Here is a 15,844-nt window from a genome sequence, read left to right as displayed (position 1 = left end):
TTTACCGGCCGCGGCAAAAATCCGCTTCATTCGCCCTTGACGAATTTGCGCAGCGCGGGCAGGTTGCGCCGGCTCACTTCGAGTCGCTCGTCGCTGCCGGAGAGGAGCACGAGGAATCGCTCTTCGCCCACGCGTTCGAGTCCGGCCACGCGGTTCTTCGCGACGAGGCAGTTGCGATGGATGCGCACGAAGCGCTCGTCGAACTCGGTTTCGAGCGTCTTCAGCGATTCCTCGACGAGCACCTCGCCGCGCGCGTGGCGCACGCGCACGTACTTGTCCTCGGCGGCGAAGTAGTCGATGTCGACGACCGGCACCATGACGAGGTTGCCGCGCACGCGCGCGCACAGATGCGTGCGGCGCACGGGCATGACCACGGCGGACTGCACGCGCGCGACGACCGCGCCGCTGTAGCGCTGCGCGCGCGCAAGCGCGGCGCGCAGGCGTTCGCCGCGGATCGGCTTGACCAGATAGTCGACCGCGTTCGCCTCGAATGCCGCGAGCGCGTGTTCGTCGTAGGCGGTGCAGAAGATCACTGCGGGCGCCGGATCGAGCGCGGCGAGATGGCGCGCGGCTTCGAGACCGCCCATCAACGGCATGTCGATATCGAGCAGGACCAGGTCCGGAGCGAGGCGCTCGCAGATTTCGACCGCACTGCGTCCGTCGCCGGCCTCGCCGAGCACATCGACGCCGCCAATTTCGGCGAGCAGGCTCGCCATGCGCGCGCGCGCGGGCGGTTCGTCGTCGACGATCAGGGCCTTCATGACGCCGCCTTCGCCGCGGGCAGGCACAGCCAGACTTCGTAGTCCTCGCTGCCCTCGCGCACTTCGAGCGCGCCGCGCCGGCCGCAGAGGTACTCGATCCGGCTGCGCGTGTTGCTCAGCGCCATGCCGTTGCGTGACGGTGCGCGCATGCCTTCGCGCGGGCGCGGGTTGGCGATCGTGACCACGACATCCTCGCCCCGGCGGTGCGCGCGCAGGAGCACGCTGCCACCCTGCGCCAGCGGCTGGATGCCGTGGTGGATCGCATTCTCGACCAGCGGTTGCAGCAACAGCGCCGGCACCGGCAGATCGTGCGGCAGATCGGGGGCGAGGTCGCACTGCACGCGCAGGCGCTCGCCGAGGCGCAATTGCTCGATCGCGAGATAGCGCTGCGCGAGTTCGAGTTCCGCGCCGAGAGTGGAGGGCTTGCCGTCGGCGCCGAGCGCGGCACGGAACAGGTCGGAGAGATCCTCGACCGCGCGCTCGGCTGCGACCGGTTCGGTACGGATCAGGCTCGCGATCGTATTCATGCTGTTGAACAGGAAGTGCGGGCGGATGCGCGCCTGCAGCGCATCGAGCCGCGCGCGCGCTTCGGCCTGCACGCGTGCGCGCCACTGTTCGATTACATAGAAATAGCGCAGCAGTGCCGCGCCGACGAGCGCGGCGAGGGCGGTGTTGCGCAGGACGAAACGCGGGCCGAATTGCGGTGCCAGGGTCAGGCCGGCGCCGAGCTGCTGGTCCAGCGTGAACACGATCGCGCTGCCGAGCGCGACCAGCGCGAGGATGATCGCGTAGGCGGCGAGCACGCCGGCGAGCGGCGCCAGCTGGAACAGGGCCGGGCGCATCTGGCAAAGGCAGACGATGCAGACCAGGGCGAGCCATTGCGCGAACACCGTCGCCGTGCCGAGGCGAGGCAACAGCGGCATCGCCTCGTCGCTCGGCGCGAGCAGGATCGCGGCGACGAGCAACTCGACCACGAGCATCGTCGCGAGCAACACGGGCAGCGAACAGAAATCCGGCAACCACGGGGCGGTTGCGGGTGTCTGCTTCTTTGCGCCGTCGCCCATCGCCGGAGTGCGCTCAGCGCAGGCGCGCGCCGAGCCAGTGGCGCAGATCGGCGATTTCGTCGGCGCAGACTTGGTGCGCCATCGGATAGCCGTGCCACTCGGGCGCGTAGCCGAGGTGTTGCAAGGCATCGCGGCTGATCTCGCCGAGACGGTACGGCACGATGGGATCGACGGTGCCGTGACCCATGAAGATCGGGATGGCGCGATTGGCGGCGGCGGCTTCGGCCGCAGTTTTCTCGGCCAGCGGCAGGTAGGTCGACAGCGCGATGATGCCCGCCAGCGCCTGTGCATGGCGCACGCCGGCGGCAAGCACGATCGCACCGCCTTGCGAGAAGCCGGCGAGAACGATGTTCGCACCGGCCACGCCGCGCGTACGCTCGCGCTCGATCAATTCTTCGAGTTGGACGATGGACGCGCGCATGCCGGCCTCGTCCTGCTTCTGCGCGATCTCCATGCCGGAGATGTCGTACCAGGCGCGCATCGGCATGCCGCCGTTGACGGTCACCGGCCGCACCGGTGCATGCGGGAACACGAAGCGCAGCGCCGGCCAGCTGCGGTCGACCAGTTCGGGCACGATGGGCTCGAAATCGTGGCCGTCGGCACCGAGGCCGTGCAGCCAGATCACGGCGTGTTGCGGGTTGGGGGCGGTTTCGATTTCGACGGCGGGCAGGGGCATGCGGGTCAAGGTTGCTGGAATCGGGGACAAAGCATAGAAGCAACCTCGTTCGCGCGAAAGCCGCGGTGAGCGAAAAAGCGTGACTTCCGGCCGCTTGCTGGCAGGTCGGCGTCGGCTATGCTGCGCGCTTTGCGCGCCACTGGATTTCGCCCATGATTCGCCGTCCCTTCACCGTTTTCATCGCTTCGCTCGTTTTCGTTTCCTCGCTGGCACAGGCCGATGGCGCTGCCGTCGCCGTGCCGTCGCCGACCCTGGAAACGATCATGGCCGACCCGGCCTGGATCGGCTCCCCGCCGCAAAATCCTTTCTGGTCGGTGGACGGCAAGGCGGTGTACTACTCGGCCAGGCGCAAGGATTCGGCGCTCGTCGACCTGCATCGCGTCGATCTTGCCGATGGCAAGGACAGCGTGGTCGACGGCGCTGCGATGGCGGCGAGCGACGGCACCGATGCGGTCTACGATCTTGCCGGCACGCGCGCGGCGTTCGCGCGCAACGGCGACATCTTCGTGCGCGATCTGCGCAACGGCGCGCTGACCCAGGTCACGCGCACGCCGGAGCGGGAATCGGCGCCGCAGTTCTCGGCCGACGGGCGCAGGTTGAGTTTTCGCGCCGGCAACGACTGGTTCGTGCATGATCTCGCCAGCCATGTGACCGCGCCGGCTGCCGTGCTCAAAAGCGAAAAGGATCCCGATGCCAAGCCGGCCGACGACGACCTGCGCGATTTCCAGCTGCGCACGTTCTCGACGCTGGCCAGGCTCAAGGACGAGAAGGAGGCGCGCCGCACGCATGCCGAGGAACTGCGCCGCGCCGATCCGACGCGCGCCGCCGCACCGTTTTTTCTCGGCGAGGAGGTGAAGGTTCTCGACACCGAGCTTTCGCCCGATGCGCGCTTCCTGCTCGTGGTGACGATGGCGAAGAAGCACGACGAAGGCCGTCACGGTGAGTTGACGCGCTATGTGACCGAGTCCGGCTACGAGGAATTCGAGAAGGAGCGCGTGCGCGTCGGCCGCAACGCGCCCGCGCCGCAATCGCTGCAGCTGCTCGACCTCGTCGCGCACAAGGCCTATCCGCTTGCGCTCGACGCGCTGCCCGGAATCCACGACGACCCGCTCAAGAGTGTGCGCGAGGAGAATGCTCGACAGGATCAGGCGAAAGCGGCCGGCAAATCCGCCGCCGAAAAATCCGATGCGCGGACGAAGGACAAGGCGGATGCGGCAAAGCCGCGCGGCGTGCGCATCGTCTCCAGTGCCGAGGACGGCGGTGGCGGCGGCATCGCCTGGAGCCGCGACGGCCAGGCACTCGCGATCCAGTTGCGCGCGATCGACAACAAGGACCGCTGGATCGCCACGGTCGATCTCGCCGCGCACCGGCTCGTGCCGCAACATCGCCTGACCGATCCGGCCTGGATCAACTGGAACTTCAACGAATTCGGTTTCCTCGACGACAACCGCACGCTCTGGTACGAATCGGAGGAAACCGGTTATGCGCATTTGTACACCAAGGCCGCGAACGGCAAGGCGAGCGCACTGACCGGCGGACGGTTCGAGGTCTCGCGTCCGCAGCTGTCGACCGATGGGCGCTGGTTTTACCTGCGCGCGAACGCCGAGGCGCCGTATGCCTATGACGTTTATCGCGTGCCGGCGAGCGGCGGCAAGCTCGAGCGCGTCACGCACTACAAGGGCATGCAGGACTTCGCGTTGAGCCATGACGGCCGCCAGTTGCTCGTCACCCACTCGGCCAGCTACGTGCCGGCGCAGCTCGCGATCGTCGAGGCCGACGGCTCGGGTTCGCCGCGCGAACTCGGCGACACGCGCAGCGCGGCGTTCGCCGGCATGACCTGGCTCGCGCCCGAGATCGTCGAAGTGCCCTCAACCCATTTCAAGGGCGTGATCTTCGCCAAGTTGTACAAGCCGGCGGGGACGGACAAGTCGGCGAAGCATCCCGCGGTGATCTTCGTCCACGGCGCGGGTTACCTGCAGAACGTGCACCTGCAATATCCGGCCTACTTCCGCGAACAGATGTTCCACAACCTGCTGGTGCAGAAGGGCTATGTCGTCATCGACATGGACTACCGCGGCTCGGAAGGTTACGGCCGCGAGTGGCGCACCGCGATCTACCGCCAGATGGGCCATCCGGAACTCGAAGACCTGCTCGATGGCAAGAAGTATCTGGTCGACCACTACAACGTCGATCCGAAGCGTGTCGGCATCTACGGCGGCTCGTACGGCGGCTTCATGACCCTGATGGCGCTGTTCCGCGCGCCGGGCGAGTTCGCCGCGGGCGCCGCGCTGCGTCCGGTCACCGACTGGATGCAGTACAACCACGAATACACCTCCAACATTCTCAATACGCCGCAGGACGACCCGATCGCGTACAAGCGGTCGTCACCGATCGAATTTGCCGCGGGCCTGCGCGATCCGCTGCTGATCTGCCACGGCGTGATCGACGACAACGTGCTGTTCGAGGATTCGATGCGCCTGTACTGGCGCCTGATCGAGCTGCACAAGGACAACTTCACGATCTCGCCGTACCCGCTCGATCGTCATGGTTTCACCAATGCCGATGCATGGCTGGACGAGTACAAGCGCATCGACAAGCTGTTTGAGACGAATCTGGAATCCGCGCATTGATCGTCCGAGGACCGCGCCATGCGCATCACCGGCCTGACCCCCATTCTCAACGTTTCCGACATCCACGCGAGTTTCGAGTGGTTCGCAAAGTGGGGTTGGCGCCGAGGCTTCGAGTGGGGCGATCCGCCGACCTTCGGCAGCGTGGTTACGCAAGCCTGCGAAATTTTTCTCTGCCAGGGCGCGCAGGGTGGGCGTGGCAAGGGCAGCAATACGACGACGTTCGGCGTCGAGGCGGGCAGCGAAACGGCCGACAAGGGTGTCTGGATGTCGGTCTGGGTCGATGACGTCGATGCCGTCCACGCGTGTTGTATCGCACAAGGAATCGAGGTGATGTTTCCCCCGACCGACATGCCGTGGGGCGTGCGCGAAATGCATGTGCGCCATCCCGACGGGCACGTTTTCCGCATCGGCCGCGGCAGCGCGGACGCGGAGGATTGCGACTGATCGGGAACCGGCCCACAATCCGGCCATGAGCACGCCGCGGCGCGCATTGGGGCTTTGGTCGGCGACCGCATTGGTCGTCGGCAACATGATCGGCTCCGGTGTGTTCCTGTTGCCGGCATCGCTTGCGCCGTACGGGCAGGCCAGCCTCTACGGTTGGGCCTTGTCGGCGTCAGGTGCATTGCTGCTCGCCGGCGTGTTTGCCTATCTCTCGCGCCGCCATCCGGTCGCCGGAGGTCCCTACGCGTATGCGCGCATCGCGTTCGGTGATCTGACCGGTTTCATCATGGCCTGGAGCTACTGGATCTCGGTCTGGTGCGCAGTGGCCGCCATTGCGGTCGCATTCGCTGGCAGCGCGGCGGCGATCTTTCCCGCGCTGGCCACGCCCGCGCGCGAAGCGGCCTGCGCGCTGATCGTGCTCTGGCTGGGCACGGCGTTCAACATCGCCGGCGTGCGCACCGCGGGCATCGCCCAGCTCGTCATCACCGTCCTGAAGTTGCTGCCATTGTTCGTCGTGATCGCGGTCGGTGCGAGCCGGCTCGACGCGCAATCGTTCACGCCGTTCAATCCGAGCGGACAAGGCTGGCTGTCGGTGACGACGGTGACCGCCGCGCTCGCGCTGTGGGCCTTGCAAGGCATGGAGTGCGCGACGATTCCGGCCGAGCACGTCGCCGACGCCGGGAAGACGATTCCGCGCGCGACCCTGCTCGGCGTCGCGCTCGCCGCGGCGGTGACGATTGCGGCCTGCACTGTCGTGCTCGGCCTGGTGCCGCTGGACAAGCTGGCGATGTCGACCGCGCCGTTCGCCGATGCGGCGTCGCGCCTGTGGGGGCAGGGCGCCGGTACCGCGATGGCGGTGGCGATGGCGGTATCCTGTCTCGGCGCGCTCAACGGCTGGGTTCTCGTGCAGGGGCAGGTGCCGTATGCGGCGGCGCGCGATGGCTTGTTCCCGGAATATTTCGCCCGCGTCGATGCGAACGGCACGCCGCGTATCGGCCTGATCATTGGTAGCGTGCTTGCGACCTTGCTTGTCGTCGCCAATTTCACCGGATCGCTGGTCGCGGTGTTCACCGCCTCGATTCTGCTCGCCACGGCCGCGGCGCTGCTGCCGTATGCGTTCAGCGCGGCGGCGATGCTCAAACTCGAAACGGGTGCGCCGATCGTGTCGTCTTGGCGGCTCGCTGTTGCCGCGCTCGCCTGCGTCTACAGCATCTGGGCACTGGTCGGCACGGGCGCCGAAGCCTTGATCTGGGGCGCGGGCTTGCTGCTTGCGGGTCTGCCGTTCTACTTGCTGCGGCGGACGCGGCACGTTGCGCGTGCGGTGGGCGACGCCTGACAGGGGTCACTATCGCAAATCATCTGCCTGCGTCACCATACGCGTCTCTCCGCACGCGCGTGCCTGCATGGCTTCGATGCAAAAACCCAATCACGCCCTGACCCAGGGCGCGATCGGCAAGACCCTGTTCGTGTTCACGCTGCCGATCCTCGCCGGCAACGTGCTGCAGTCGCTCAACGGCTCGGTCAACGCGATCTGGATCGGCCATGGCCTCGGCGAAGCCGCGCTCGCGGCCGGCTCCAACGTCAACACGATCCTGTTCTTTCTGATCGGCGCCGTGTTCGGCGTCGGTATGGCGGCGACCATCCTCGTCGGCCAGAGCATCGGTGCGAACAACATCGCGCAGGCCAAGCGCGTGGTCGGCACCAGTCTCGTGTTCTTCACCGCGATGTCGGTGGCGATTGCGGCGCTCGGTCTCCTCTTCGCCGAACCGCTGATGGCGAAGATGCGCACGCCCGCAGAGGCGCTGCCGCTCGCGGTGGCCTATCTGCGCGTGATCCTGCTCGGCGTGCCGTTCATCTACCTGCAGGCGTTCATCAGCATGACGCTGCGTGGCGCGGGCGATGCGCGCACGCCGTTCCTGTTTCTCGCCGTCAACGTCATGCTCGACATCGTGCTCAATCCGCTGTTCATCTTCGGCACGAAACGCCTCGTCGGCATCGCGCTGATTCCGGAGATGGGCATCGCCGGTTCCGCCACCGCTTCGCTGATCGCCACCGCGACGACGCTGATCGCGCTGATCGCGTATCTGTACCACAGCAGGCATTTCCTGCGCATCACGCGCGAGGAGTTGCATCACCTGAAGATCGATCCGGCGATCCTCAAGTCGCTGGTTGTCAAAGGCCTGCCGATGGGCCTGCAGATGATCGTGATGTCGGCATCGATGGTCGCGATGATCTCGCTCGTCAACAGCTTCGGCGAGCACACGACCGCGGCCTATGGCGCCTGCTTCCAGATCTGGAACTACGTGCAGATGCCGTCGATGGCGGTCGGCATGGCCGCGTCGAGCATGGCCGCGCAGAACGTCGGCGCGAAGCTGTGGGACCGCGTCGATCGCATCGCGCTGACCGGCATCGGTTTCAATTTCCTGCTCACCGGCGGGCTGGCGTTGATCCTCTACCTGTTCAACCGCGGCGCGCTGAATCTGTTCCTGCCGAGCGACAGCGGCGCGCTGGACATCGCGCAGCACATCAACCACATCGTCGTCTGGTCGTTCGTACTGTTCGGCATTTCGTTCGTGCTCAGCGGCGTCGTGCGTTCGACCGGCGCGGTGATTCCGCCGCTGATCATTCTGTTCCTCGCACTGTGGGTCATGCGCATCCCGTTCGCCTACCTGCTCAGCCCGAGCTGGGGCGCGGACGCGATCTGGTGGAGTTTTCCGCTGGGTTCGGCCGCGTCGGTGACGCTGTCGACGCTGTACTACCGCTATGGCGGCTGGCGCAAGGCACGCATGCTGGCGCCTGCGCCTAGCGCTGGCAGCGCGGACAGTAGAACGTCGAACGCTGACCCAGCGTGACCACACGGATCGGCGTGTCGCAGACCTTGCACGGCTCGTCCGCGCGTCCGTAGACGAACAACTCCTGCTCGAAATAGCCCGGCGTGCCGTCGGGCGAGATGAAATCGCGCAGCGTCGTGCCGCCGCGAGCGATCGCATGGTCGAGGATGCGCTTCACTTCCTCGGCGAGCCGTTCGTAGCGCGCGAGCGACACCGAACCCGCCGCGCGGTGCGGATGGATGCCGGCGGCGAACAGCGCCTCGGCCGCATAGATGTTGCCGACGCCGACCACAATCTTCTGGTCCATGAGGAAGGTCTTCACCGGCGCCATTCGGCCGCGTGACTTCTTCCACAAATAGGCGCCGCCGAAGTCTTCGTCCAGCGGCTCGGGACCGAGGTCGGCGAGCAGTTCGTGGGTGACTCCGGGGGGCTGCCACAGCTGCGAGCCGAAGCGGCGCGGATCGGTGTAGCGCAGGATACGCCCGGAGTCGAGGTGCCAGTCCACGTGGTCGTGCGTGCCCGGCGCAGTCGTGCCCGCGAGCACGCGCAGCGAGCCGGACATGCCCAAATGCAGAAGTGCGCTGCCGGCTCCGGTGTGCACGAGCAGGTATTTCGCGCGCCGTTCGACTGCGTCGACGCGCTGGCCGGGCAGCTTGTCGCGCAGCGCCTTCGGAATCGGCCAGCGCAGCCGGGCCTGACGCACGACCACAGCCTCGATGCGGCGGCCGACGAGGTGCGGCGCAATGCCGCGGCGCGTGGTTTCGACTTCGGGCAGTTCGGGCATGGCCTCATTTTGCCAGTTCGACCGGAATACCTGTGCCGCCGGCCGCATTTTCTTCGATGATTTGCCGCGTCGCAGGGTCGAACAAGCCCATGAACCGCGGGGAATTTCACTGGCGTGGGCCCCGGGTGTCACGTATGATGACAAACTTGCCTCGGGGTGGGGTCTGAAGAGAAGCATATGTTTGATACTGTTCTGGATTTTCTCAACGGCGGCCTGCTGCATGCGGGCTGGCTGTTCAAGGTGGTCTACTTCCTCATCGTCACCCAGCTGACGATCTTCGCGGTGACCTTGTATCTGCATCGCAGCGCCTGCCATCGCGGCGTTGATTTCCATCCGGTCGTGGCGCATATCCTGCGCTTCTGGTCGTGGGTGTCGACCGGCATGGTCACGCGGGAGTGGGTCGCGGTGCATCGCAAGCACCACGCCAAGTGCGAGACCGTCGATGATCCGCACAGCCCGAAGTTCTTCGGCATCAACACGGTGCTGTGGCAGGGCGTCGATCTCTATCGCGTCGCCTCGCTCGACCAGGAGACGCTGGAGAAGTACGGCAAGGGCTGCCCGGACGACTGGATCGAGCGCCATCTCTATTCCGGCCACCCGTACTGGGGGCCGACGCTGACCTTCGTCGTCAACATCCTCCTGTTCGGCATCTGGGGCGTGGCGATTTCCGCGCTGCAGATGGTCTGGATTCCGTTCTGGGCCGCTGGCGTCGTCAACGGCATCGGCCATTGGTGGGGCTACCGCAACTTCGAGACCGCGGACATGGCGACGAACCTGTCGCCGTGGGGCGTGTGGATCGGCGGCGAGGAGCTGCACAACAACCATCACGCCTTCCCGAGCTCGGCCAAGTTCGCGCTGCGCAAGTTCGAGGTCGACATCGGCTGGGGCATCATCTGCGCGTTGCGCGCGGTCGGCCTCGCCAAGGTGCTGCGCGTGGCGCCGACACTCGACGTGCGCCCGAACGTGCCGTTGCCCGACACCGAAACGATCAAGGCGCTGGTCTCGCACAAGTTCGAGGTCATGAGTGACTACTTCCGCGGCGTGATCGCACCGACCCTGCGTGAAGACGCCGCGCAGGCAGGCGCCAACCTCAAGGCGATTCCGCGCGCGCTGCGCCGCGCGCTCGGCAACGGCGGGCGCTGGCTCGACGAGCATTCGCGACAGAAGATGCAGGCGCTGGTCGAGAACCGTCCGACCCTGCGCACGGTCTGCGATTTCCGCGCGCGCCTCGCCGTCGTGCTCGAACGCAATGCGGGCGGCGCCGAGGCGATGAGGGCGGCGCTGATCGACTGGTGCCGCGAGGCGGAAGCGTCGGGCATTGCCACGCTCGCCGCATTCGCGGCGCGCCTGCGCGGCTACGCTCTTGCTCCCGCGCGCGCCTGACGCATCGTTCTGAAAGGAATGAAAACACCCCGCCGCGTCGGGGTGTTTTTTTTTTGCGCGATCGACAGTTCGTTCGGTGCTTGTCCGATCAGTTGGCAACAGCATAAGAGCTTGGGTCACGAAGAACACGAAGAAAGGCTCCAGATGAACTTTTTGCTTCTTGTTCTTCGTGTTCTCCGTGGTTCAATCTGTCCTGATTCGCAACAATCCGCAGATGAAAAGACTGCCCGATCGGGGCGCTTTCGGTCCGAGTATCTACAACCCCGTCATTCCCGCGAAGGCGGGACAAGCGTGAAGCGCGCAGAAAAGCCGAAGGCTGGCTCCGAAGGGGCGAGCGAAACGAGCCATGCAGTGCCTTTTGCCTCCTCTCTCGCGAGCAGTCAAAGCCAAGTCACTGGATGACAGCCCTCCGGCTGTTGAAAGCCCCGCCAGGAGCACTCGGGAATGATAGGCCAAAGCCTTCCTTCGTCGAGATGTCGGCTGAGAATTGCCAACTGATCGTATAGGCGTGGCCGCTTCATCGGCCTGGCGCGAGAATCCGGCGCCGAGTTTCCGGGAATCAGCCAATGAAAAAGCCCCGCATCGCTGCGGGGCTTTTGTGTTGCTTCGGACCTGCGACGAGTTGAGCGTCCGCATCGGGCGCTCCGACGAGCTGAGTTGATCCACGAAGCGCGAGACGTTGGCGGCGACTACCGACGCACGTCCCGCGCGAGTGGATGACTCAGAAGTCGCCCATGCCGCCCATGCCGCCCATGCCGCCGCCCGGTGCGCCGTGGCTATGCGCTTCTTCCTTCTTCGGCGCTTCGGCGACCATGGCTTCCGTCGTGATGACCAGGCCGGCGATCGACGCGGCGTTCTGCAGCGCCGTGCGGGTCACCTTGGTCGGATCGAGAATGCCGAACTCGACCATGTCGCCGTACTCGCCGTTGGCGGCGTTGTAGCCGTAGTTGCCCTTGCCCGCGGCGACCTTGTTGAGGATAACCGAGGCTTCTTCACCGGCGTTGGTGACGATCTCGCGCAGCGGCGCTTCCATCGCGCGCTTGGCGATGATGATGCCGTGGTTCTGGTCTTCGTTGTCGCCCTTCAACTTCTTGATCGCATCGAGCGCACGCACCAGGGCGACGCCGCCGCCCGGGACCACGCCTTCCTCGACCGCCGCACGCGTCGCGTGCAGGGCGTCTTCGACGCGCGCCTTCTTTTCCTTCATTTCGACTTCGGTCGCGGCGCCGACCTTGATCACCGCCACGCCGCCGGCCAGCTTGGCCACGCGCTCCTGCAGCTTCTCGCGGTCGTAGTCGGACGAGGTCTCTTCGATCTGCGCCTTGATCTGCGCGATGCGCGATTCGATCGCCTTGGCGTCGCCCGCGCCGTCGATGATCGTCGTGTTCTCCTTCGAGGAGACGATCTTCTTCGCGCGGCCGAGATCCTTGAGCGTCGCCTTCTCGAGCGACAGGCCGACTTCTTCGGAGATGACCTGGCCGCCGGTGAGGATGGCCATGTCTTCGAGCATCGCCTTGCGGCGGTCGCCGAAGCCCGGCGCCTTCACGGCTGCGACCTTGACGATGCCGCGGATCGTGTTGACGACCAGGGTCGCCAGCGCTTCGCCTTCAACTTCTTCGGCGACGATCAAGAGCGGCTTGCCGGCCTTGGCCACGCCTTCGAGCACGGGCAGAAGTTCACGCACGTTCGAGATCTTCTTGTCGTGCAGGAGGATGTACGGATCTTCCAGCTCGACCTGCTGCGACTGCTGGTTGTTGATGAAGTACGGCGAGAGGTAGCCACGATCGAACTGCATGCCTTCGACGACGTCGAGCTCGTTCTCCAGACCCGAGCCTTCTTCCACCGTGATCACGCCTTCCTTGCCGACCTTGTTCATCGCTTCGGCAATGATGTCGCCGATGTGCGTGTCGCCGTTGGCCGAGATCGTGCCGACCTGGGCGATCGACTTGTTGTCGGCCGAGGGCTTGGACAGGTTCTTCAGCTCGGCGACGGCGCCGATCACGGCCTTGTCGATGCCGCGCTTCAGATCCATCGGGTTCATGCCCGCGGCGACGGCCTTGAGGCCTTCGCGGATCAGCGCCTGCGCGAGCACGGTCGCGGTGGTGGTGCCGTCACCGGCGACGTCGGAGGTCTTGGAAGCGACTTCCTTGACCATCTGCGCGCCCATGTTCTCGAACTTGTCGGCCAGTTCGATCTCCTTGGCGACGGACACGCCGTCCTTGGTGATCGTCGGCGCGCCGAAGCTCTTGTCGAGCACGACATTGCGACCCTTCGGGCCGAGCGTGGCCTTGACCGCATTGGCCAGGGTGTTCACGCCGCGCAGGATGCGCGCGCGCGCGTCTTCACCGAAACGGATTTCTTTAGCTGCCATTGTCTTGATTCCTCGATTACGTATGCTTTTGATCGTCATTCCCGCGAAGGCGGGAATCCGGTTCTTGCGTTCTTGAATGCTGGATCGGAGAACTGGATTCCGGGCTCCGCCTGCGGTGGCCCCGGAATGACGGCTCTGGATTTGGTAGGGCTGATCAGCCTTCGATCACCGCAACGAGGTCTTCCTCGCGCATGACCAGCAGCTCTTCACCGTCGACCTTCACTTCGGTGCCCGAATACTTGCCGAACAGCACCTTGTCGCCGGCCTTGACCGCGAGTGGGCGCACCTTGCCGTCGTCGAGAATCTTGCCGGCGCCGACCGCGATAACCTCGCCCTTGATCGGCTTTTCGGTCGCGGTGTCGGGAATGACGATGCCACCGGCCGACTTGGTCTCGGCCTCCAGGCGCTTGATGATCACGCGATCATGCAATGGACGAAGCTTCATTAGCATATCCTCAACTGATTGAAAAACATGGAAATTTGTCCGGATTGTTAGCACTCCGGCATGCTGAGTGCCAAGTTTAGCGGCGAAGCAGCCCCGGTGTAAACGCCCCGCTGCGCGGAGGGATATGCGCTTGGGTGGACGGGTTTCAAGGGGGAAAAGACAAATTAGGCATAGCCTGGGCGAAGTCGATCGGCGAGGCTGCTTGTCCGACTTGAACGAATGAGGGTGGCGCTGGGCAAGAACACTCGTGTCTGTGGCTGTGCCACCTTCATCCGCCGCTTCGAGACACCTTTTCCCGGCAGCGCCTGAGCCTCGTGACGCGACCGAGCATTTTGTCGCATGTTTCGTGAATCATCGACGCGGTCAGGTCGGCGAGCGTGAGGTGACCCAACTTCTCGCGTCACATGCGCAGGTGCAGTTCGCGTTCGCGCTTGCCGCCGGGCTTCGGCTTGATCGAAATTAAATTTCGCGTTACGCGCGACTCGTTGGTATTGTTGGTGCCGCTTGTCCGAATCGAACGGACGACCTACCGCTTACAAGAGCCGGCAAACCAATTTTGCGCAACTTTTGCCAACACGTAACCGCTTGAAGCGTAGCGTTTTCTCATTGCATGATGTTGGCGGCAGTGGCTGCAAATTGTCCCAAGCTGTCCCAAGAGTGTCCCAAGGGCGGAGGCAGCTACTTCCGGCTAAAGTAGCTCGTCCGGCAACAGGTGAGCGAGGCTCGCTTGCCCTTGCTGACGCATGACGGGGTGACCATGATTTCACGCGAACAAGCTACGCAGATCGCAGAGGCGGAAGCGCTGGCCCATCAACTCGGCGAACGGGTCGATAGAGTCGTGCTGTTCGATGAGATAACTTGGCGTGAGCCGTGCCTTCCTTACTTCTTTTCGCCCGCTCCGGATTTGCCGCAGTGCTGGATCGCCTACATCGAACCATCCGGACGTCCTTCCATCAGGGCGAGCACCATCGTTGCAGTACACCGCGAAACCGGAGAAGTCGTCTATCGTGGAAGCGCTGGCGATGAAGGTTAATCAGCAGGGTGAAGGGTCGCTTAGCGGCATCAATGACGCGTGCTTGACGCGCTGCTATTTCAGCCAGCGCGCGGGCGCTTGAGCCGTGCATGACGTGATGCCCGTAAGGCCGTTTCGCCCCATCGAAAGACGTACTTCCTGATCGTTGATCAGCTCGATTTTGCGGCCCGTTTTCGAGGCGTGCTCCCAAGCTATCGATGTGAGAGCCTGCCGACATGCAACGGCCACTGCGTCGCTTTCCGGGATGAACTGGTAGCGTGAGTAGTAGATCGACGTGACAAATCCGTCTGGCCGATCCTCAAAGCCAACCTTGGTGTTCTTGTCATAGTAGTTCTGTGGTGCCACCGACTGTGTTACGGGAGTCGCGCAGCCCGCGATGAGCGCGGTAGCCAGCAGCAAAATGGTCTTGTTCATGGAAATCCCCTCTCAGCGGTCGATCCGTGTTCGTCTTGTCTGCGTTTCGAGGCGCATTTTGACCTTTAACGTTTCCGCTTTCGCCAGCAGCATCGCCACGTTCTGCGCCCGCACGTGGTTGCGGATTTTCGCCAGCGCCAAGCCCGATGTCAGGCCGGCCACGAGCCAGCGGCACAACGTCTGTGGTTGGGCGGGTATCTCGTGCATCGTTGACCGGCAGTGTAGCCGGTTTCGGCGGCCCGCCTATCCGGATGGAACCCGCTCCTAAATCGCTACGGTTTCGGGGGGAGCGTAAGGATTGCTGTAGGAACCGGTCGCCGGGTCGAATAGCGAACTCAAGTAGTCGTAACCGTTCCAGGTTCCGGTACTCCTGCCACTTGAAGCGTTTGCATCCAGCAGATACGAGTAGTCGGGGTCGTCGCCACCTCGATATGCCCTCGACGCCCCACCAAGCAGACTGCTTGCCAAGTCCAGATACGGATTGCGCCGGATGCCACCCTGTCTTATCTGCGCAAGGAAGTCATCACCCTTCGACTTGCGCGCGATCTGGCCCAAGTCCTGCGCGTAGCTGTCGATGTTCACGCGGTTGTTCGCGCGCTGCTGTCCGGGAGCATTGATGCTCGACAACAAATCCGATTGCTGATTACCGTAGCTCGTGATGCCCTGTGCGGCGTTCGCACCGGCCTGCTGGTAGGCATTCGAGACTGCCCCCGAAGCTTGGGATACCTTCTGCGCCTGCGCGGCTTTCGCCTGCAACACGTTCTGGTTCGCCAGCAACCCCGCCGACTTCTCCTTCTGGTCGGTCTGCTGCGACTGCTGCTGGATCATCTGGCCCGTGCGCGCATCGGCCTTGCGCTGATTCTCAGACTGCTGGCGAATCTGGGAAGCCAGCGCGTTGTCCTGCCGCTTCGCGGTCTGCTGCGTGTTGTAGTAGCTGGCCCGGCGCCGACGGCCGCCATCGCCAATGGAACCCAAACCGATTCGGTGCCCATTTCACATTCTCCTTTTGTT

The 15,844-nt window shown here is 64.6% G+C and carries 16 protein-coding genes; 7 read left to right on the top strand and 9 right to left on the bottom strand.

What is annotated here, in order from left to right:
- Window positions 1-26: 26 nt before the first annotated feature.
- From AC16HO_RS13745 to AC16HO_RS13735, 3 genes are read right to left on the bottom strand one after another with little or no spacing between them, the layout of a single operon-like run.
- Window positions 27-761, bottom strand: a complete 735-nt coding sequence (locus tag AC16HO_RS13745) for a LytR/AlgR family response regulator transcription factor (protein WP_395644173.1) — start codon at window positions 759-761, stop codon at window positions 27-29.
- On the bottom strand, window positions 758-1,825 hold the full coding sequence (locus AC16HO_RS13740) for a sensor histidine kinase (RefSeq protein ID WP_395644174.1): 1,068 nt from the start codon (window positions 1,823-1,825) through the stop codon (window positions 758-760). The genes AC16HO_RS13745 and AC16HO_RS13740 overlap by 4 nt, the downstream gene beginning before the upstream one ends.
- Before the next feature lie 13 nt (window positions 1,826-1,838).
- Window positions 1,839-2,501, bottom strand: a complete 663-nt coding sequence (locus AC16HO_RS13735; RefSeq protein ID WP_395644175.1) for an alpha/beta hydrolase — start codon at window positions 2,499-2,501, stop codon at window positions 1,839-1,841.
- A 152-nt stretch (window positions 2,502-2,653) separates the two neighbouring features.
- Here AC16HO_RS13735 and AC16HO_RS13730 point away from each other — a divergent pair, with 152 nt between their 5' ends.
- The 4 genes from AC16HO_RS13730 (at window position 2,654) to AC16HO_RS13715 (ending at window position 8,424) form a co-directional block, all read left to right on the top strand.
- Complete coding sequence (locus tag AC16HO_RS13730; RefSeq protein WP_395644176.1) at window positions 2,654-5,131, top strand: prolyl oligopeptidase family serine peptidase; 2,478 nt, start codon at window positions 2,654-2,656, stop codon at window positions 5,129-5,131.
- A gap of 18 nt (window positions 5,132-5,149) precedes the next feature.
- Entirely contained in the window at window positions 5,150-5,575 is a 426-nt protein-coding gene (locus AC16HO_RS13725) for a bleomycin resistance family protein (RefSeq protein ID WP_395644177.1), read from the top strand.
- Window positions 5,576-5,600: 25 nt separating this feature from the next.
- Window positions 5,601-6,908 (top strand): amino acid permease, encoded by a 1,308-nt coding sequence (locus tag AC16HO_RS13720; protein WP_395644178.1) that lies wholly within the window; start codon window positions 5,601-5,603, stop codon window positions 6,906-6,908.
- Window positions 6,909-6,984: 76 nt separating this feature from the next.
- On the top strand, window positions 6,985-8,424 hold the full coding sequence (locus AC16HO_RS13715) for an MATE family efflux transporter (protein WP_395644179.1): 1,440 nt from the start codon (window positions 6,985-6,987) through the stop codon (window positions 8,422-8,424).
- Here the strand turns inward: AC16HO_RS13715 and mutM are convergent.
- Window positions 8,375-9,187 (bottom strand): bifunctional DNA-formamidopyrimidine glycosylase/DNA-(apurinic or apyrimidinic site) lyase, encoded by an 813-nt coding sequence (mutM, locus tag AC16HO_RS13710; protein WP_395644180.1) that lies wholly within the window; start codon window positions 9,185-9,187, stop codon window positions 8,375-8,377. The two genes, AC16HO_RS13715 and mutM, sit on opposite strands and share 50 nt — an antisense overlap.
- A 177-nt stretch (window positions 9,188-9,364) precedes the next feature.
- On the opposite strand from mutM, the gene AC16HO_RS13705 reads away from it, so the two are divergent.
- Entirely contained in the window at window positions 9,365-10,570 is a 1,206-nt protein-coding gene (locus tag AC16HO_RS13705; protein WP_395644181.1) for a DesA family fatty acid desaturase, read from the top strand.
- A gap of 18 nt (window positions 10,571-10,588) precedes the next feature.
- Window positions 10,589-10,972, top strand: coding sequence for a hypothetical protein (locus tag AC16HO_RS13700; RefSeq protein ID WP_484335555.1), 384 nt, complete (start codon window positions 10,589-10,591; stop codon window positions 10,970-10,972).
- A gap of 319 nt (window positions 10,973-11,291) precedes the next feature.
- On the opposite strand, the gene groL is transcribed toward AC16HO_RS13700, so the two are convergent.
- Entirely contained in the window at window positions 11,292-12,941 is a 1,650-nt protein-coding gene (groL, locus tag AC16HO_RS13695; RefSeq protein WP_395644182.1) for a chaperonin GroEL, read from the bottom strand.
- Between the two features lie 154 nt (window positions 12,942-13,095).
- Entirely contained in the window at window positions 13,096-13,386 is a 291-nt protein-coding gene (groES, locus tag AC16HO_RS13690; protein ID WP_395644183.1) for a co-chaperone GroES, read from the bottom strand.
- A 757-nt stretch (window positions 13,387-14,143) separates the two neighbouring features.
- Between groES and AC16HO_RS13685 the strand changes: the two genes are divergently transcribed.
- Entirely contained in the window at window positions 14,144-14,419 is a 276-nt protein-coding gene (locus tag AC16HO_RS13685) for a hypothetical protein (RefSeq protein ID WP_484335554.1), read from the top strand.
- A 54-nt stretch (window positions 14,420-14,473) separates the two neighbouring features.
- On the opposite strand, the gene AC16HO_RS13680 is transcribed toward AC16HO_RS13685, so the two are convergent.
- The 3 genes from AC16HO_RS13680 to AC16HO_RS13670 form a co-directional block, all read right to left on the bottom strand.
- Window positions 14,474-14,833, bottom strand: coding sequence for a hypothetical protein (locus tag AC16HO_RS13680; protein ID WP_484335553.1), 360 nt, complete (start codon window positions 14,831-14,833; stop codon window positions 14,474-14,476).
- A 12-nt stretch (window positions 14,834-14,845) separates the two neighbouring features.
- Window positions 14,846-14,995: a hypothetical protein gene (locus AC16HO_RS13675; protein WP_484335552.1), complete on the bottom strand. Its 150-nt coding sequence runs from the start codon at window positions 14,993-14,995 to the stop codon at window positions 14,846-14,848.
- A gap of 102 nt (window positions 14,996-15,097) precedes the next feature.
- Window positions 15,098-15,808, bottom strand: coding sequence for a hypothetical protein (locus AC16HO_RS13670; protein WP_484335551.1), 711 nt, complete (start codon window positions 15,806-15,808; stop codon window positions 15,098-15,100).
- Window positions 15,809-15,844 lie beyond the last annotated feature (36 nt).

It is taken from the genome of Rudaea sp., assembly GCF_057139185.1.
This window is presented reverse-complemented; position numbering and strand designations above follow the sequence as displayed.